We start from the raw sequence: 18842 nt of genomic DNA, 5'->3' as shown, positions 1-18842 counted from the left end.
CCCGCCGTGGACGGAAGGCACATGGACGACTATCGCAAGGACAGGGCCTACCTGGAATACCTGCGGCTGATCGCGCCCGGGACGGAGCTGCGCGAGGCTCTGGCGCGGCTCATGTCCTCGCACCTCGGGGCGCTTATAGTGGTGGGCGACAGCGAGGAGGTCCTCAAGGTGGTGGACGGAGGGGTCGAGCTCAACTGGACCTTTTCGGCTGCCAACCTCTTCCAGGTATCCAAGATGGACGGCGCCGTGGTACTGGACGAGGAACTGTCGCGAATCCGCTTCGCCAATGTGCACCTGGTGCCCGACCCGTCCATCCCCACCAGGGAGAGCGGCACGCGCCACCGCACGGCGGAAAGGGTGGCCAAGCAGACTGGCAAACTGGTCATCGCGGTCTCCGAGCGCATGGAAAGAGTCACCATGTACAAGGACGACTGGAGCCACGTCATCCTCTCTGTGCGCGTGCTCATCAGCAAGGCAAGTCAAGCGCTTCAGACCCTGGAGAAATACAAGACCCGCCTGGACCAGGTATCCGCAACCCTGAGCGCGCTGGAGTTCGAGGACCTGGTGAGCCTGCAAGACGTGGCGAGCGTCCTGCAGCGGGCGGAGATGATGCGCAGGCTGGCGGAGGAGATAAAGGCCTACCTGGCCGAGCTGGGGGTGGAAGGCCGTCTCGTGGAGCTGCAGATGGAAGAGCTGATGTTCGGGGTGGAGAGGGAGAAGAGGAACGTGATCCGCGATTACCGCGTGGAGGAGCGCGGGAAGACGGTGGAGGCGGTGGAGAGGAGCCTCGCCAACCTCAGCGACGAGGAGCTCCTGCAGCTGACCAGCGTGGCGCAGGCCCTGGGATATTCCGGGGCCCACGACGAGATGGACCGCCCCCTTTCCCCCCGCGGATACCGCATGCTGGAGCGCATACCCCGCCTTCCCTCCTCGGTGGTGGAGAAGCTGGTGAGGAACTTCAAGACCATGCACAACATCATGCAGGCCTCGGAGAAGATGCTGGACGAGGTGGAGGGCGTGGGGAAGGTGCGAGCCCGCGCCATCAAGGAGGGGCTGCGGCGCATCGCCGAGTCCTCGCTGCTGGAGCGCTACACCTGAGAAAAGGCATGCTCCTGCATGCCCACATCCTTCCCGTCGAGTGAAGGGGTCCCCCGGCCGGGTCGCCACAGCGCTTCATCCATGCGGAAAAGGAGGCATCCTGCCTCACGTCTCGCGTGCGGATCCCGGGTGGGAGGATGAGCGAGCCCTCACACAAGGCCCTTGCTCGACGGAACGACCGATGCTGCCGTACGGTCTGCGGCCCTGTTGAGGATCCTTCGCCGGGGGCGATACGGGCAAGAGCCGCCTCCCGGGTCGATCGTCCGCGCCGAAGGCTTCTTTTTCGCTTCCATACAGGCCTATCCCGTGCGGTGACCGTCTCCGGCGACAGGACTCGTTGAAACGCGCGTCCGTTCTGCCATTATATGGATAATAATCAACCGGCGGCACGGCTCGCTTCGCTGATTTGACACCCCGGAAGAGCCAAACCTATAATTATCCTAGCCGGAAGTTGGGGAGGAGAACATGCGCGAAGCGGATTGCGCGGAGTTTCAGAAAACTGTATCGGAGCAACTGGTCCGCAACCGCAGTATCCTCGACGTCATGACCAAGCTCCAGGATGCCGCGACCAGGATAAACCGCGCCCTGGCGAAGACCGTCACCAGCTGCGGTTGCTTGAGCATAGAGGCAAGGAAACAGGAACTGCCGGAAGAAGCGACTTTTTCCCAGGTGGCCAACTACGTCAAGAGCCACATCGAGGGTAAGCTCTGCCCCAATTGCGCCGACGTCATCGAGATGGAGCTGGGCAACGCCATGTTCTATCTCGCGGCTACCTGCTGCCTGCTCGACCTGGACCTCAAGAGCGTGCTGGAGAGGGAGAACGACCGCATTAGCACCCTCGGAGTCTACAGCCTCACCTAAGAGATGTGACTCCAGGCCCGGGCGGCGGGCGTTGGCGTCCGTTTGGTTATGAGATCTGACAGCGAAGGATGGTTGTTGCCCGGAAAGCCTGGACCGCGCATCAGCAACCCCCGCAGATGACGAAACGCAAGGGCTGCTTTTCGTGCGTCAGGGTTATGCCGGGAAGCCCGAGAGGCCTGTGAGGTGATGAGGATGTTTCGCGTCGGAGATGTGGTAGTCTATCCTCACCATGGAGCGGGGGTCATCGAGGGCATTTCCGAGCGGGACGTGGAGGGAGAGAAAAAGACCTATTTCGTCCTCAGGATGTGCCAGGGCAACCTCAAGGTGATGGTTCCCGCGGAGAACTCGCAGGAGATAGGCCTGCGCAGCGTGATCGGCCAAGAAGAGGTGGAGAAGGTCTTCGGGATCCTGGGCGATGAGCAGAGCCCCATGCCCAGCAACTGGAACCACCGCTACAAGAAGAACCGGGACAAGCTGCGCAGTGGAGACATATTCCAGGTGGCGGAGGTGGTACGCAACCTCACCCTCAGGGACAGAGAGAAGGGTCTCTCCAGCGGCGAGAAGCGCATGCTCGTCCAGGCGCGGGAGATCCTCGCCAGCGAGCTGGCTTTTGCGGTGAGGGTGGAGGCCGAGGAGGCGCTGCGCATGATCGAGGAGGCTTTCTCCTCATCCTCTTCCTGAGCGCCCGCCTTGCGCTATAATCGAGAGGGACCCCCGGGTTCCATCATCTTTCATCATCCGCCCGGGGGAATAACGGAGAAGGGAGGGTTGCGCCGCCGAAGCGGAAGCAGGGTTGATCCATGGTAGTCCTCGTCGTCCGGCTGATCTTCATGTTCGTCGGAGGGATAGGGGGCTATGAGCTGGGGCAGCTGCTGGAGAGGCAATACCTGCACGATCTCGACTCGACCTATTATCTTGTCGGCCTCATCGTATCCATCATCGTCTGCGTGGGGTTGGGATTCGTGCTCGGGGGAGCCGCCGGGAGATACCTGGCGAGACTTCTCAACCGTTTCGAGGTCGCCATCCAGGATGTTCCCGGCATCGACATCCTCATGGGAGCGGTCGGTATCATAGCCGGTTTCCTCATCGCCTTCCTGCCCTCGATCATACTCTTCCGCTCCTATCCGGGGTGGGTCTTCGCCCTGGTGCTCTATACCTTCTGCGGGGTGATCGGATACATCATCGCGGTGCAGAAGAAAGACGACATCCTCAGCCTGTTCCGCGGCTCTCGCCAGCCCCAGGCAAGGCCGGAGGAGGCGGAAAGACCGCGGCCCGCGCTCATCCTGGACACCAGCGTGATCATCGACGGCCGCATCACCGACATCTGCCGTTCCGGCTTTTTGGAGGGGGAGCTGTTGGTGCCGCGCTTCGTCCTCGAGGAGCTCCAGTCCATCGCCGATTCCGAGGAGCCCCTGCGGCGCAACCGCGGCAGGCGCGGCCTGGACGTGCTCAACGCCCTGCAGAGGCAGGAGCGTGTGGAGGTGCGCATAGAGGAGCGCGACTTCCCCGACCTCTCCGGCGTGGACGCCAAGCTCATCACCCTGGCCAGGGGCCTCGACCTGCCGGTGATGACCACCGATTTCAACCTTAACCGCATCGCCGAGCTGCAGGGGGTGAGGGTGCTGAACATCAACGAGCTCGCCAACTCTCTCAAGCCGGTGGTGCTTCCCGGGGAATCCGTCTCCCTCACCCTCATCAAGGAGGGGAAGGAGCAGGGCCAGGGAGTGGGATACCTCGACGACGGGACCATGGTGGTGGTGGAAAGGGGAAAGAAGCACATCGGGCGCAAGGTCGACGTGGTGGTGACCAGTATCCTGCAGACGCCGGCGGGGAGGATGATCTTCTCCTCGCTCAAGGAGGGATAGATCATGGCCGGAGCGGTGGCCGTGGTGGCCGGGGCGGGTCGCGGCGAGAGGATAGGGCACAAGGAGGGGAAGCAGTTCCTGTCCCTGGGCGGGATCCCGGTGCTCGCCCGCTCCCTGCTCAACCTGGCGGCGGTGCCCGAGGTTGAGGAGATCGTCCTGGTGGTCAACGCCGAGGACGTCGCGAGGGCGGAGAGAGAGATCGTGAGCCGTTACGCCCTGGGAAAGGTGAAGGCGGTGGTGGAGGGCGGGGAGTGGAGACAGGAGTCGGTCTTCCACGCCCTGCGCGCGCTGCGTTCACGCGCGGAGATCATCGTGGTGCACGACGGCGCCAGGCCCCTCGCCACCCCGGGGCTGTTCAGTCGCGCCATCAGAGCCCTGACCGACTGGGAGTGCGAGGGGGTGATAACCGCGATCCCGGTGGTGGACACCATAAAGGAGGTGGAGGGGGGCTGGGTGATCAGGACCCCGGAACGCAGGCGGCTGTGGGCGGTGCAGACCCCGCAGTGTTTCCGCTCCGCAGCACTGCAGGACGCGCACGAGCGTGCCTTCCGCGAGGGGGTCTGGGCCACCGATGACGCCGCGCTCCTGGAGAGATACCGGTACCGCGTGCGGGTGGTCGAGGGGGAGCTGACCAACCTGAAGATCACCTATCCCCGCGACCTTGTCCTGGCGGAGGCGCTGCTCGAGGAAGGGGGTTTGGAGGTTGTCGTTCCGGACGGGCCTGGGATTTGATGCCCACGCCTTTCAGGAGGGTAGAAGGCTGGTGCTGGGAGGGGTGGTGGTCCCGCATTCCCGGGGCCTGGCGGGCCACTCCGACGCGGATGTCCTTACCCATGCCCTCATGGACGCCCTCCTGGGCGCGTGCGGAGAGAGGGACATAGGGGAGCACTTCCCGGACCACGACCCCGCCTACGAGGGCATATCCAGCCTGGTGCTCCTGGAAGAGGTGGTGGGGATGGTGCGCGAGAAGGGGTACCGCGTGGTGAACGCGGACTGTGTGGTGGTGGCGCAGGAGCCGCGCCTGGCTCCCTATATCCAGGGCATGCGGGAGGCCCTTGCCTTCACCATGGGGGTGGAACTAGAGCGGGTAGGGGTGAAGGCGACCACCACCGAGGGTCTGGGCTTTCCGGGGCGCGGCGAGGGCATCGCCGCCATGGCCACGGTGCTGCTGCAGAAGCCGGCGACCTGAGCCGGTTCTCCGTCACGGGGCTCTCATCTCGGCTCGGGGTTTCCCGCATCCGGACTCACAATCCCAGGCGATCCGCCGTCTCCTGCATGGCCTCCAGCGCCAGCGCCAGAAAGCGGTCCAGATCGAGCCCCGCGGGTTCGCATTCCATGATCACTTCCCTCCTCGCACCACGCGCGAAGGCTTTCTCCCTCATGCGCTTGCGCAGCGAACTCACCTTGACGCCAGCCAGTCTCCTGTCCGGCCTCACCAGCGCGGCGGCCACGATGAAGCCCGTGACCGTCTCCCCGGCGGCGAGGGCGTTCTGCAGGACCGACGTGCGTTCTCCCAGCCCCAATCCCTCCGCGTTGTGCATGCGCACCGCCTCCACCATCTCCGGCGGCGCGCCCCTTTCCTCGAGTATGCGGGCGGCGACCTCGCCGTGCCTGCGCATGTCGTTGTCCGTGATCTCCAGGTCCAGGTCGTGCAGCAGCCCTGTCAGACCCCAGAGCTCTTCATCCTCCCCCAGCTCGCGCGCCAGCCGGCGCATCACCGCCTCGGTGGCGTAGCAGTGCTTGCGCAGGCTGTCGGACGCTAGGTTCGCGTGCAACAGTTCGAGTGCCTCCTCCCGCTCCATGCCCACCTCCATCTGCTCGTCCTCCTTTGACCTGAATGCAAAGCGGACGCCTTCATCTTACATAGCCCTCCGCCAGCACCGCCATCCCTCGGCCAGGGCGGTCGAACCGGCCCGGCTGCCGGCCGTGCGTCGGTGCTTCTCGTATGGTTGAAGGCGCTCATCTTCAAGAGACCCCGAGATCTCTTTTTCCGCAAGGGTAAGCCGCATCGTCCCGGTAGGCGCTCTCGAGTTGAGGGATGGACCGAGGGACCACCCCGTCATCCGGACAAGCCAGGCAAGTTCGACAAGAGGAAAGGGGCGATCTCCAGAATGCTCGATCAGCGACCCATGAAATTACGTCTGGCATACGAAGCGAAAGGCGTGATTTTGACCCCCCCTTGACAGGCGTGCTAGCATGGTGACGTTCGGGACATTTGAAAAGAGAAGAACATGCCTGCCGGATCCCGAAAGGGATAAAAGGGAAGTCGGTGTGAATCCGACACGGTAGCGCCGCTGTGACCGGGGAGCGAAGCCCCAGTGATCCACTGGCTCAGGCCGGGAAGGAGGGGCGGAACGAAGATCCGGGAGTCAGAAGACCTATCCGGCGGGAGTCAGCAAGCTCTCCGCATCAGAGGGAACCTGACGGGAAATAAGATCTCCTCTCTCGCGACGAGAGTGGAGATTTTTGTTTCCCGCGGCGGCGATCGACGGCGGGCGGCGGGGAGGAAAGGAGCCGAAGGAGGTAAGGAATGGTCGCGGGAAACGGAAGCGGAAGGATTTTCTGCGGGGCAGGAAGATCGTGGCTGTTGGGCGCGGCGACGCTGGCGGTGGCCCTGGCGCTGGCGCTCCCGGGCGCGCCTTTCGCGCCGCGAGCTTCCCTGGGAGAGGTCGCGGCGGCTCAGAGCGCGGCGCCGGTCTTCGAGAGCGCCGATTACCGCATCAAGGACGGCACCGGACCTTGTATCGTGGACGGCGTGGCCTACCTCTTCGCCGGGAACGATCCCTGGATGCCCCCGGGGGAGGACAGCAGCGTGGTGGCCCTGGATGCCGCGGACGGCTCCCTTCTCTGGCAGAAGGACCTGGAGTGGGCGGGCGGCATGGGCTCCAAGGCGCGGCCCCTCTATGACCGGGGACGCGTGTATATCGGCTGCGGCAAGAGGGTCTATTGCCTGGACGCCCAGAACGGCGGGAACGTGCTCTGGGCTGCCGACATCACCCCCGCCGGCGCTCCCATGGGCGACTCCGTGATCATCAGCGACCCGGTGATGTACTCCAACGCGGCGGGCACCAGGGTGGTGGTGCTGGGCGATTACATCTACGGTAGGTACTTGGGGCTGGACGCCGCCAGCGGCGCCGTGCTTTGGGGCTACGACCTCGACCCCGGCTCCTCGGCCATCGGCGCTCCGGGGGTGGACGATGCCGGGAACAGACTGTATCTGCCCCAGCACGCCGCCTTCGGAAGCCCGGTGAACGGCAAGGTGCACTGCCTGGACGTGTCCGGGGCGTCTCCTGTAAAGAAATGGGAGTTCAAGGCGGACTTCGACGTCGCCGGCTCCATCGCCCTCGAGGACGGCGATCTCTACTTCAGCGACTTCGCATATGGCGGTCCCATGAGCAGCCTCTACCGGGTGGAGGATAAAGGCGACGAGGCCGTTCAGGTGTGGAAGCAGTCCATCTGGGGCTCCTCGGGCACCCCCCTCATCGACGCCAACAGCGGCACCCTTTTCGTGTGCGGCAACGATTACTCCGTGGGGGGCAACCACTTCTATGCCTTCGACCGGGACACGGGCGAGCTGGTGTGGGACAACCCCAACTGGGGCGCCTACAACGGCAACTGCGTGCTATCCTCCGCCACGGGTTACCTCTACGCGGGGAGTTTCGATACCACGGCCTGGGCGCACAACAAAGGCGTGGGGGCCGTGGACGCCTATACGGGCAGCGAGCTGTGGTACGTGCAGGAGAAGGGCGGCGGCGATCCCGTGGTGGCCAACGGCCTGGTCTATACCACCGCCGACGGCCGCCTCTACGCCTACGAGGAATACAGGCCCTCCTCCTACGACTGGTATTTCGCCGAGGGCTACACCGGCGAGGGCTTCGAGGAGTGGCTGTGCCTGGCCAATCCCGGAACGGACCCGGAGGACGACGCCACCGTGAGGGTCACCTACCTCTTCAACGGGGAGAGGGACCCCAAGACGGTGGACTACGAGGTGACGGCGGGCACCCGCACCACCGTGGACGTCAAGGGCGCGGTGGGATCGGACGTGGAGGTGTCCATAAAGGTGGTCTCCGACCGCCCCGTGGTGGCGGAGCGCCCCGTGTACTTCTCCTACCAGGGAATGGGGTCCCACGGCTGGACGGGAGGCCACTGCGTGGTGGGCGCTGACGAGCCCCTCACCAGGTGGTATTTCGCCGAGGGCTACACCGGCGAGGGCTTCGAGGAGTGGCTGTGCCTGGCCAACTTCGGCGACCGCCTGGCCACCGTCAGGGTCTCCTACATCTACCCCCAGGGAGAGCCGCTGCAGAAGGAATACTACGTGCCCGGAAACCGCCGCGTCACCTTCAGCGTCAACCGCGAGGCGGGGGAGGGCAGGGACGTCTCCATTGCCGTGGAGAGCGACCGCCCCGTGGTGGCGGAGCGCCCCATGTACTTCTCCTACCAGGGAATGGGAGCCCATGGATGGACGGGAGGTCATTGCGTGCCGGGGGCGCCGAGTCCCAGCACGAGCTGGTATTTCGCCGAGGGCTACACCGGCGAGGGCTTCGAGGAGTGGCTGTGCCTGGCCAACCCCGGCGACGAGGACGCGGATGTCGACGTCACCTATCTCTACCAGGACGGGCAGCCCCGGACGGAGAGGTACAGGGTGGAGGCGCACACCCGGCGTACCTTGAGCGTCAACCTCGAGGCCGGGGAGAACAGGGAGCTGGGGATGACGGTGAGGTCGGCGCGGCCGGTGCTGGCGGAAAGGCCCGTGTATTTCAACTACCGCGGCGCCCGGGACGGAGGCTCCTGCGTCGTGGGGGCATCCATTCCCAGCAATTACTGGTGTCTCGCGGAGGGATACACCGACGCCCATTTCGACCAGTACATATGCATATCCAACCCCGGCAAGGAGGATGCGGCGGTAAAGGTGACCCCGCTCTTCGGGGACGGCAAGGCGGAGGAATACACGGTCCCGGCCGGCCGCCGCTTCACCATCCCGCTTTCCAGCTCTGAGCCGGTGGAGCGTGCCTATGCCGTCACCTCCGACCGGGGGGTAGTGGTGGAGAGAGCCATGTATTTCGACTACCAGGGACTGGGCGCCCACAACTGGACCGGCGGTCACTGCACCAGGGCCGCCACCCTGAGCGATATCTATTAGGAGGAGAACAGGCAGACGACAACGAGTTCGTGCGGCTCGCCTCAGGACATGCGGGACGGGATCTGAGGGCGGGAGACGGAGTCCTCGCATGCCCCGATGCGAGGCGGGCCGCCGGGATCTTCCGGGTCAGCGGTCCCACTTGACCTCGCGGTCGACCAAGCCGGCCCCGGCCGGCGGGGCGGGGAGGCATAGAGCCTCCCCGCCCGACCGCTTGTCCGGAGGGCAAGAAGCGGGAGACGGGGAAGCGCGCCGGTAAAGGGCGGCGGCCGAGCGGGAAGGCGTATGAGGACGGATGCCGCCTTCCCGGTTTTCCCGTACAAGGTATTTTTTGCCAGATGGAGCGGGACGCGCAGCGGGGAAGGCGCCGGCGGGCGCCGCGGACCGGAGACGGCGGTACCCTGCCGCCGCCGGAAAGAGACGTAAAGCGGGCCGGGATCGGCGAAGGACTCGCCTTTCCTGGTCGTCGAGGCCTTTGCGGGAGGCATAGCATGAACAAGAGGGAAAGGCCGGCGCGAGCGGCATGGCGCGGCGCCGCGGCGGCGCTGGTCATCCTGACCGCTTTCTTCCTGGTGCGGGGCTGTGCCTTCATGCCGTGGAACGCGCGGGAAGGAAAGACCGCGATAAGAATCACGGTGTGCGCGGATTTCGGGAAAGAGACCCTGAAGGACGTAAGCCTGGGGGTGAGGGAGGGCTCCAGCGCCATGGAGGCGCTGCGGGCGGTGGCGGAGGTGGAGACGGCCTACGGAGGAGGCTTCATCCAGGCCGTGGACGGCATCGCCTCGCAGTACGAGGGCGGAGCGGGCAGAAAGAAGGACTGGTTCTTCTACGTCAACGGCCAGATGGCTGAGGTGGGCGCTGGCGCTTACGAGGTGCGCGAGGGCGACTGGCTGGTCTTCGACTTCCATTCCTGGGAGTATGCCATGTTCACGCCCGCGCTGGCGGGATGTTTCCCCGAGCCCTTCGTGCACGGCTATGCCGGGGCCCCGGAGAGGGTTACGGTGGCCTGCGCCCGCGGGTCATGGGAGGAGGGGGAGCGGGTGGCGGGATTTCTGGCCTCGCGCACGCGGGCTCCCTGCGGCGTCGTGGAGCTGGACGCGGAGTGGAGGCCCGGAAGGGGGGAATATGCCGTGCTGGCGGGCACGTGGGAGGAACTGGCGGTAAACGACATGGCCAGGGAAGCATGTGAAAGCCGCGCCCTCGCGGGTATGTTCGCCTACTGGGATGGCGGGGAGATACGCATCCTGGACGGGGATGGAAAAGCGGCCGGAAGCGCGGTGGGATCGGTGGGCCTGGCCCAGTGCCTGGGGTTGAGGCTCGGTGAGGGGGCGTCGGCGCTCGTGCTCGCCGGCTCGGACGCGGCGGGGCTGCGTGCCCTCCTCGACCATTTCCTGGATGAAGACCTGCGCGAGCCCCGACCGGTCCCCGCGGTGGTGGTGTTCGCGGGAGGCAATACTATGCTCCTGCCGGCGGAAGGGAGTTGAAGGGATGCTGCCAGTTTACCGTTACAAGGACACCCTCCTCCACGGCCTGCACCCCCTGGCGGCGCTGGCGCTGGCCGCCTCGGCGGTGACCGCTGCGCTGGTGCTGGAAAACCCCCTCTACACCGCCACCTTGTGCGTTTCGGTGCTCGCCCTGCTCTGGCAGGCGGAGGTGTTGAGGGAGGGTAGGGCTCTCCTGCGCGCCGCCGCGTACATGGGACTGCTGGTGGCCCTGATAAACCCCCTGGTGAACAGCGCGGGCGAGCACGTGCTCGTTTACGGACCCTCCTTCCCCCTCTGGGGGAAGCTGAACCTGACCCTGGAGGCATTGCTCTACGGCCTGGCCGCCGGCGTCCGCCTCTTCACGGTGGTGGCGGGGTTTTCCCTCGTGACCCTGGCGGTGAACCCGGATGACCTCCTGGAACTGCTTTCCAGGCTCTCATTCCGCTCTTCCCTCTCCGCGGCGCTAGCGGTGCGCCTTTACCCGAGCATGGTGGTGGAGGCGGGGGAGATGAGGGACGCACAGCTTGCGCGCGGCGACCTTCTGCGGGGCGGCGGGCGGCTGGCGAGGGCCAGGGCGCACCTACCTTTGCTGCTCTCGCTCTTTCAGGGCGCTCTCGACCGCGCCGCCTCCATCGCGGAGTCCATGAGCGCCAGGGGCTTCGGGTCCCGGGGGCGGACGCGCGCAGGGGGCCGCCGCCTCCGCCCCCGGGACCTCGTGGCCGCGGGTGTCTCGCTTACCGTCACGGGCTCCGTGGTCCTGGCCTCTCTGCGGGGTGGGGGCGGGTACCGTTTCTTTCCATCCCCTGCCAATCCGTTCACGGAGGCCGACCTCGCGTCATGGGCTCTGCTGACCGCCGCATTCGCCGCCATACTCGCCGTCTGTGGGAGCTGGAAAAAATGGCACTGGTGGAGATCGCGGATCTGAGCTACTGGTACCCGGGGGAGGAGGACCCCGCCCTCAGGGAGGTCAACCTCGAGGTGGAGCGAGGGGAGTTCATCCTCCTCACCGGTCCCACGGGTTGCGGAAAGACCACCCTCTTGCGTCTGCTCAACGGGTTGGTCCCGCATTTCCACGGAGGGAGGATAAAAGGCAGGGTCACCGTGGCCGGCCGCGATGCCTTCAGGTGCGAGACCCGTGAGCTCGCCGCGGTGGTGGGCATGGTGTTCCAGGACGCGGAGGGGCAGCTGGTCAGCACCAGCGTGGAGGGAGAGATCGCCTTCGGCATGCGGAACGCGGGACTGCCGCCCGCGGTCATCAGTAAGAGGACGGAGGAGATGCTGGTGGGGCTGGGGCTGTCGCGCCTGCGCCGCTCCTTCATCCCTGAGCTCTCGGGGGGAGAAAAGCAGAAGACGGTGCTGGCCTCGGTGATGGCCATGCATCCCCTGGTGCTGGCCCTCGACGAGCCCACATCACAGCTCGATCCCGTCAGCGCCGAGGACCTGTTGACGCTGGTGCGGCGCCTGCACGAGGAGGCGGGGACCACGGTGGTGATGTGCGAGCACCGCCTGGAGCGCTGCTACCACCACGCCACGCGCGTGCTGTACATGGAGGGGGGCCGCGTGCTCTTCGACGGCGGACCCCGCGAGGCGGCGGCGTGGTGCGCCGCACACGACGACGACTTCATCCCTCCCGTGTCCAGGGTGTTCGCGCGCGCGGGATGGAGGGAAGTGCCGTTGACGGTGGTGGAGGGGAGAAGGGCCCTGGCCCGGATGCTGGAAAGCGGCGCGCTGCATGCGGGTGTGAGCGGTTACGCCTGCTCCTCTGCCTCCGGGGTGCCGTGGGCGGCGGGAGGCGGAGGAGGAGAGCGCACACCTTCACCCGCCGGCTCCGGTAGCTCGCCGCGGCTTCTCCCGCCCGATCATTTCAAGGACGTGCTCCGCGGAGGGGCGAGCGCCCCGGGGGATGCCGCGGGAGACCGCGCGAGGCGCCGACGTCCGAGGAGCATGGAGGAAGCCGTGAACGGCCGCGGGGCGGCGGAGCTGCTGCTCGCCCGCGGTCTCTGGCTGATCTATCCGGGGGGACTCGAGGCCCTGAAGGGCCTGGACCTCTCCCTGCGTACGGGCGACGCCATGGCCCTCCTGGGAGAGAACGGGGCCGGGAAGAGCACGCTCCTGCGCTGCCTCCTCGGCCTCCTGGACCCCTCGCGCGGCAGGGTTGCGCTGTTCGGGGAGTCCCCTTCCCGGGAACGCCTTCCGACCCTCTCCTCGCGCCTGGGGTACTGCCCCCAGAACCCCGGTTCCTATTTCGTGTGTCCCACGGTGCGCGAGGAGCTGCTGCGCACCATGCGCCTGAGAGGGTACGCCTCCGGGGAGGCCGAGAAGGCCGTGGACGAGCAGTTGGAGCGCATGGAGGTCGCGCACCTGGCACGGAGGAATCCCTTCGACCTCAGCACCGGGGAACGGGAGAAGGTGCTCCTGGCCTCGGCCATGCTCCCGCCCCTGCCGGAGCTGCTGGTGATGGACGAGCCCACGCGCGGCTTGGACCACCGCAACAAGCGCGAGGTGGTGGAGGCACTGCGCGCCTATCGCGCATCGGGCGGCACGGCGCTGGTGGTGACGCACGACGTGGAGTTCGCGGCCTCGCTGGCGGAAAAGGCCGCGATCATGGGCAACGGCACCATCGTCGCCGCGGGATCCACCCCCGATGTCCTGGGGGAATCCCTCTTTTTTTCTCCTCAGGTCAACCGTCTGCTGAACGGCTTCGGCGTGCAGGCGCTGCGGGAAGATGAGGCGGTCACCGCCCTGAAGAAGTTGAGCCGCTTATGGGCAGGATAAGAACGGCAGGCATGAGGCGCGCAGGGAATGATGCCGCGGCGCCGGGACGCGGTGGGCGGCATGTTCTCGCGAGATACGCGAGGTATGCCCTGCTGTGCCTGGCCGCTGCCCTGGTGTTCCTGGGCGTGAAGGGAGTCCCGCCCTTCGACGGGTGGTCGTTGGACTCGCTGCTGCTCGCTGCGATCCTGCTCGCCGTGCTCTTCATCCGTTTCGAGGAGGGGGGGTACGGCGCGCGAGAGGTTGCCGTGGTGGGCGCGCTTGCGGCGGCGGGCGCGGCGGGAAGGGTGCTCTTCGCGGCCGTCCCCGGCGTGCAGCCGGCCACCTTCATCGCCCTGGCCGCCGGACACGTATTCGGCGCGGAGACGGGCTTCATGACCGGCGCGCTCATCGCTCTCCTGAGCAACCTCTTTCTCGGCCACGGCCCCTGGACCCCATGGCAGATGCTGGCATGGGGAGGGGCGGGAGCCGCGGGAGCGCTCACCGCATGGCCGCGGAGCGAGAGGGCCCGTCTGCGGGCGGTGCGGGCGACATGCACGGTCTGGGGCTTTATCTTCGGTTGGTTCATGAACCTCTGGTTCTGGCTCTCCTTCGTCCATCCCCTCACCCTGCGCAGCTACGTGGCGGCGTGCGTTTCCAGCTTCTGGTTCGACTTCTTCCACGCCGCCGGGAATCTCCTCTTTTCCACGGTGCTGGCGCGGCCGGTGATCACCATGCTCTCGCGTTTCCACGCGCGTTTCTCCGTGACCTTCGAGGTGGAGGCGGAGGGCGCGGATGTCCCGCGCGCCGCGGACCTCCTCGTCCTTGAAGGGGCAGAGGGAAAAAGGAGCGACGCACGGGTGGAGGCGGAGGGCGGCGAAGAGGTCAGTCCCGCGGACGCGAAAAAGGGAAAACCGAGGTGAAAAAAAACAGAGGAGGAAGGAATGGCGCCGTGTGTCGTCGAGAGCGGAGATGGCATGACCCGTCCCGCGGACGCGAAAAAGGGAGAGGGCCCTCACGGAAGGAACCGGGACGGGTCGACGCCGGGGCCGCCGGGAACGTGCTCTTTTCGAGGACATGATGACCGTATGGCGGCCGTTTGGAGGTGGTGAAGTTGGCGTGTAGATGGAAAATAGTGACAGCAACTCTCGTGGCGCCGCTGCTCTTGCTTGCCGTTTGGGGGGCGGGGAACGACGCGCGCGCGGGCACCTCCGAGGGAATCTCCTATATACTCTCCAACCAGGCCGCAGACGGCGGCTTCCGCGAGCCCGGACGGGGCGATACGGGGCAGGACGCCACCACCGCCTGGTGCATCATGGCTCTGGCCGCCGCGGGAGTGGACGTGCGCGGGGTCAGCAAAAACGGAAAATCTCCCCTCGATTTTCTGGCCACGCAGTCCGGAAACTGGCGCAGCGTGACCGATTACCAGCGCACCCTGCTCGCGGTGGCCGCCGCGGGAGAGGACCCGCGCTCCTTCGCGGGGATGGACCTGGTGGCCAGGGTGCAGTCCTTTCAGGGCGCGGCGGGAAACATCGGCGACGCGGTGAACTCCAACGCCTTCGGGATCCTGGCGTACCGCGCGGCGGGGATGGCCGTGCCGGCGGGGGCGGTGCAGTGGCACCGCGGGGCGCAGAATCCGGACGGGGGTTGGGGCAACAGCCCGGGGGCGGCGAGCAACCCGGATATGACCGCCGCGTCCATCATGGCCCTGAGGGCGGCGGGGGTGGACGCCGGCGACCCCGCCATCACCTCCGCGCTCTCCCACCTGCACGCCGTCCAGAACCAGGACGGAGGTTTTTCCTTCCAGTCCGGCGCATCGGACAGCGCCGCCACCTCCTGGTGCGTGCAGGCCATCATCGCGGTGGGGCAGGATCCCGGAGGGAGCGCGTGGTCAAAAGGAGGCAACACCCCCCTCTCTTTCCTGCGGTCCATGCAGGGAGCGGACGGGAGCTTCTCTTGGATGAGGGGCAGGGATATGAACCCGGTGTGGACCACCTCTTACGCGGTCTGCGCCCTCGCCGGCAAACCTTTTCCCGTGGCCGCCTTCCGGCCTTCTTCGCCCTCCGGGGGAGGCGAGCAGTCCGCGCCGGGCAATGGCGGAAGGAGCAACGCCGATTCGGCGGGCGGCGGCAGGGGGGAGGCGGGAGAAGCAGCCGCGGGGGAAGAAGGCCGGGCCGGAGAGGGGGCGGAGGCGGCCGAGGGCACCGTCCCGGAAGAAGAACTCCCGGCGGAGGAAGGGAGCGGAGGCGGGGAGGGGGAAAAAGGGGAAGTCGAAGCGGCCGGCAGAAAGGCCGAGGAGGAGAAGGGTGGGGTCCCGGTCCTGCTTCTGGCCGCGGCCGCCGCGGTCGCGCTCCTCGTTCCCCTGTCCTGGTGGCTCTCACGCCGCCGCCCGTGGCGCAACAGGAAAGAAGATGCCGCGTGACATGCTTCATCCGCCGGGACCTTCCCTCAGCCGTGGATGACGGCGGGCTTCACCGCCCCCTCCCCCGGAGGCCGCGCCGCCGCCCGTGGTACGAGAGGAACGGGGAGATCTTCTGATGCGTTTCCCGCCGGCGCTTTCCGCTTTTCAACCGTGGGTGATGGTGGGCGTCTCGCTGGTCTCCTCGCCCGCCGAGCCCTCGAAGTACATGTCCTCCCGCTCCAGGATGTCCGCGGGATACGGCTGCACCATCCTCCAGCCCTCACGCAGGTCGTCGGGGAGGCTTCCCTCCACCGCGGCGGCCGTCTCCTCCGGCAGCAGGGTCTTGAGGATGCCCACGACCACCCGTACCGCTCCGTCGGCCTGCCTGAGGCTGGCGAGGCCCGCCTCCTCCTTCACTTTGGTGAGAAGTTCCCTGCGGTCCATGTCGTCACCCCCTCTTTTCGTCCGCTTCACCCATCCCCCTCCTATATGGATTATTCCCAGGAATGGGCGGCTTGAAGCGCGTGGCTTCGCCGCGCGGCGCTTGAATACCGCGAGCGCGGCATGGCGGCAGGGCGAACCCCCTAGCGGCGCTGCGCTGCGCACGGATGACCGGCAGGCGGGGTGAGGGAGGCGAGGGCGGGACGCAAGTGTGCGCAGCGATTGACCGGCCGATCGAACTCCCTTCCCCATTGCGCGAGGTGCCGCCAGGCATCAGGTCACCCGGCACCGATGGAATTCCCGGCAGGCGGGGTGAGGGAGGCGAGGGCGGGACGTATATATGCGCTACGTAGCGAGGTGACAAATCGGGTTGCGGCAGCAAACGGCGTTGCCCTATAATGAAAATCGCCTGGAACGCATGAAGGGCGGCAAGAAACCGCCACCGGTAAGTAAGACGATAAGCGGTAGCGATTGTGGCCACGAAGGCTGCGGCCTTCGTGGTTTTTGTTTTGCCGGAAGAGCGACGCTCCACGGGAGCGGTCCGGAGGCAGGAAAACGGGGAGAACGGAAGATGATGACGGCGGTTCGCGAGTTCTTCAACCGCAGGGCCGATAGCTGGGACGAGCACGGCGACGCCCGGAGGAAAGAGGTGAGTGAACGCATCGTCCGCGGACTGGGCATCAGGCCGGGCAGCAGGGTGCTCGACGCGGGGTGCGGCACCGGCCTCATCATCCCCTGGCTGCTGGAAGCCGTCGGCGAGGATGGGCACGTCACCGCTTTGGACATCGCCGAGCGCATGCTGGTCATCGCCCGCGAAAAGCATCGCGGTCCCAATCTGGAATACATTCACGCCGATATCGTCGATACTCCTTTCCTCGACGGCTCCTTCGACGAGGTGGTGTGCCACAACTGCTTTCCCCACGTGGCCGACAAGCGGGGCGCGGCGGAGGAGATCTTCCGGGTGCTCAAACCGGGCGGCAGGGTCACGGTCTGCCACAACGAGAGCCGCGAGGAGGTCAACGCCCTGCACCGCTTCATCGGCGGCGAGGTGGGCCTGGACTTGATCCCCGGCATAGGCGAGATGGAGGAGCTTTTCGAGGCCGCCGGTTTCGCGGAGGTCTCCGTCCATGACGGCGAGGACATGTTCTTGCTGCGGGCGCGGAAGCCCGGGGTCTGAGGTGGAAGAAACGGAGATAAGGCCTGGAGCCTTTCTCATGCATGACGGGGGCCGTGCGTGGGCTGTCCATGGACGGCCCTCACCTTTATTCAGGGCGTAAAGAGCGGAGGTGAGACGGATGCCCAAAGTCTTGGTGTGGGGGCGTGACGTCATCTCTCCGTGCGGGAAAGGGGGAAGAAACGCGATAGCGGGAAGAACACCGGCCAGAGGCGCAGGCTGGGGAGGCGAAACGCCGTGGAGGGCGGAGGCAATATTTATCCGCCCGCGCCAGGAACGGGAAGACGCGGCATTTTCGATACCCGCATGATCCATCCCCGGGACCGGAAGAGCGGGATGGATCCCACCAAAGGGTCGGCAAATGCCGAAAGTGAGCACGAGCGGCGGAAGACACGGGAGAGAAGACATAGCGCTCATGGCAGTCGTGAGCGGTAAAGGGAACAGGAGCGAGACTGACGGGAAAGGAGAGGAAGAGATGAAGAAGAGACATGCCACGACCCTCGTCTTTCTGACGGCGGCCGTTCTCGCCGCACTGGCGCTCTTCAGCTGCGGCTGCGAGGGTGGAGAAAAAAAGGCTTCAGGGACGGAGATCAAGGTGATAAACGACCTTGCGGGTCGCGAAGTCGAGGTGACCGCGCCTGCGCAGAGAGTCGCGGCCATCGGTCCCGGTGCCCTGCGCCTGGTCTGTTATACGGGTTGCGCAGACAAGGTGGTGGGCATCGAGAACATGGAGAAGCAGTGGTCCACTGGCAGGCCGTACATCATCGCCCATCCCGAACTGCTCGACCTCCCGGTGATCGGACAGGGAGGGCCGGATTCCACCCCAGACCCCGAGATGCTGTTAAACGTGGATCCGGACGTCATATTCGTGGCCTACCTGGTGGACGCGGCCAAGGCTGACGAGTTGCAGTCGAAAACGGGCATCCCCGTGGTGGTGCTGAGCTACGGTCAGCTCGGCACCTTCGACCAGGAGGTTTTCGATTCCCTCTCCCTGATCGGGGAGATCACCGGGGAGGAGAAAAGGGCTGACGAGGCGATCGAGTATATCAAGGGCTGCCGCGACGACCTCAGGAAGCGCACCGCGGATATCCCGGAAGGGGAGAAACCGCGTGTTTATGTTGGCGGCATAGGCATGAAGGGGACCCACGGCATCGAGAGCACCCAGGGTAATTTCCCGCCCCTGGCCTCCGTCGGAGCCGTCAACGTGGTGGACGAGACGGGCAGCAAGGGCAGCGTGATGATCGACAAGGAGCAGTTGATAGCCTGGGATCCCGACATTATCTTCATCGACGAGTCCGGACTGCAGATGGTTATGGAGGATTATTCAGGCAACCCCGGCTTCTACAACACCCTCAGGGCGGTGAAGGAGGGCAGGCTCTTCGGCTATCTGCCGTACAACTTTTACACCACCAACATCGACACCGCCATCGCCGACGCTTACTTCATGGGCAAGACCATGTTCCCGCAGGCCTTCGAGGACATCGACCCCGCGAAAAAGGCGGACGAGATATTCGCATTCCTGCTCGGCAAGCCTTTATACGAACGCATGGCCGCCGATTTCGGGGGCTTCAAGAAGATCGACCTGGGTTCCCTCTAGAGAGAGGAACACGGCGGTGGATGGAACGGAGAA

The 18842-nt window shown here is 65.9% G+C and carries 16 protein-coding genes and 1 riboswitch; of the genes, 14 read left to right on the top strand and 2 right to left on the bottom strand.

The window, feature by feature from the left end; genetic code table 11:
- Positions 1–21 precede the first annotated feature (21 nt).
- The 6 genes from disA (at position 22) to H5T74_10530 (ending at position 5013) form a co-directional block, all read left to right on the top strand.
- On the top strand, positions 22–1098 hold the full coding sequence (disA, locus tag H5T74_10555; GenBank protein MBC7230814.1) for a DNA integrity scanning protein DisA: 1077 nt from the start codon (positions 22–24) through the stop codon (positions 1096–1098).
- Between the two features lie 465 nt (positions 1099–1563).
- The gene (locus tag H5T74_10550) at positions 1564–1959 is read left to right on the top strand and encodes a DUF1573 domain-containing protein (GenBank protein ID MBC7230813.1); all 396 of its coding nucleotides are present in this window, start codon (positions 1564–1566) and stop codon (positions 1957–1959) included.
- A gap of 192 nt (positions 1960–2151) precedes the next feature.
- Positions 2152–2640 (top strand): CarD family transcriptional regulator, encoded by a 489-nt coding sequence (locus tag H5T74_10545; protein MBC7230812.1) that lies wholly within the window; start codon positions 2152–2154, stop codon positions 2638–2640.
- Positions 2641–2759: 119 nt separating this feature from the next.
- Positions 2760–3824: a TRAM domain-containing protein gene (locus H5T74_10540; protein MBC7230811.1), complete on the top strand. Its 1065-nt coding sequence runs from the start codon at positions 2760–2762 to the stop codon at positions 3822–3824.
- 3 nt (positions 3825–3827) lie between these two features.
- Positions 3828–4556, top strand: a complete 729-nt coding sequence (locus H5T74_10535) for a 2-C-methyl-D-erythritol 4-phosphate cytidylyltransferase (GenBank protein ID MBC7230810.1) — start codon at positions 3828–3830, stop codon at positions 4554–4556.
- On the top strand, positions 4528–5013 hold the full coding sequence (locus H5T74_10530) for a 2-C-methyl-D-erythritol 2,4-cyclodiphosphate synthase (GenBank protein ID MBC7230809.1): 486 nt from the start codon (positions 4528–4530) through the stop codon (positions 5011–5013). The genes H5T74_10535 and H5T74_10530 overlap by 29 nt, the downstream gene beginning before the upstream one ends.
- A 55-nt stretch (positions 5014–5068) precedes the next feature.
- Here H5T74_10530 and H5T74_10525 read toward each other — a convergent pair whose 3' ends face one another.
- The gene (locus tag H5T74_10525) at positions 5069–5626 is read right to left on the bottom strand and encodes an HDIG domain-containing protein (protein ID MBC7230808.1); all 558 of its coding nucleotides are present in this window, start codon (positions 5624–5626) and stop codon (positions 5069–5071) included.
- Positions 5627–6047: 421 nt separating this feature from the next.
- Positions 6048–6225, top strand: a riboswitch (cobalamin riboswitch).
- Positions 6226–6354: 129 nt separating this feature from the next.
- Here H5T74_10525 and H5T74_10520 point away from each other — a divergent pair.
- From H5T74_10520 to H5T74_10495, 6 genes are all read left to right on the top strand, one after another.
- Positions 6355–8964 carry a PQQ-binding-like beta-propeller repeat protein gene (locus H5T74_10520; protein MBC7230807.1) on the top strand — a complete coding sequence of 870 codons (2610 nt, stop codon included), beginning with the start codon at positions 6355–6357 and terminating at the stop codon, positions 8962–8964.
- 488 nt (positions 8965–9452) lie between these two features.
- The gene (locus H5T74_10515; GenBank protein MBC7230806.1) at positions 9453–10445 is read left to right on the top strand and encodes a DUF4430 domain-containing protein; all 993 of its coding nucleotides are present in this window, start codon (positions 9453–9455) and stop codon (positions 10443–10445) included.
- Positions 10446–10449: 4 nt separating this feature from the next.
- Complete coding sequence (locus H5T74_10510) at positions 10450–11370, top strand: energy-coupling factor transporter transmembrane protein EcfT (GenBank protein ID MBC7230805.1); 921 nt, start codon at positions 10450–10452, stop codon at positions 11368–11370.
- Complete coding sequence (locus H5T74_10505; GenBank protein MBC7230804.1) at positions 11343–13220, top strand: ATP-binding cassette domain-containing protein; 1878 nt, start codon at positions 11343–11345, stop codon at positions 13218–13220. The genes H5T74_10510 and H5T74_10505 overlap by 28 nt, the downstream gene beginning before the upstream one ends.
- Positions 13208–14119, top strand: a complete 912-nt coding sequence (locus H5T74_10500; protein MBC7230803.1) for an ECF transporter S component — start codon at positions 13208–13210, stop codon at positions 14117–14119. The genes H5T74_10505 and H5T74_10500 overlap by 13 nt, the downstream gene beginning before the upstream one ends.
- Positions 14120–14331: 212 nt before the next feature.
- Positions 14332–15618, top strand: coding sequence for a terpene cyclase/mutase family protein (locus H5T74_10495; protein ID MBC7230802.1), 1287 nt, complete (start codon positions 14332–14334; stop codon positions 15616–15618).
- A gap of 144 nt (positions 15619–15762) precedes the next feature.
- Here the strand turns inward: H5T74_10495 and H5T74_10490 are convergent, their stop codons facing one another.
- Positions 15763–16071, bottom strand: a complete 309-nt coding sequence (locus tag H5T74_10490; GenBank protein MBC7230801.1) for a DUF2267 domain-containing protein — start codon at positions 16069–16071, stop codon at positions 15763–15765.
- 538 nt (positions 16072–16609) lie between these two features.
- Here H5T74_10490 and H5T74_10485 point away from each other — a divergent pair.
- Both H5T74_10485 and H5T74_10480 read left to right on the top strand, forming a co-directional pair.
- Positions 16610–17215 (top strand): methyltransferase domain-containing protein, encoded by a 606-nt coding sequence (locus H5T74_10485; protein MBC7230800.1) that lies wholly within the window; start codon positions 16610–16612, stop codon positions 17213–17215.
- A 472-nt stretch (positions 17216–17687) separates the two neighbouring features.
- Positions 17688–18809 (top strand): iron ABC transporter substrate-binding protein, encoded by a 1122-nt coding sequence (locus H5T74_10480; protein MBC7230799.1) that lies wholly within the window; start codon positions 17688–17690, stop codon positions 18807–18809.
- The last annotated feature ends 33 nt before the right edge of the window (positions 18810–18842 follow it).

This window comes from Actinomycetota bacterium (assembly GCA_014360645.1).
In the GTDB taxonomy this organism is placed as follows: domain Bacteria; phylum Actinomycetota; class Geothermincolia; order Geothermincolales; family RBG-13-55-18; genus Solincola_B.
This window is presented reverse-complemented; position numbering and strand designations above follow the sequence as displayed.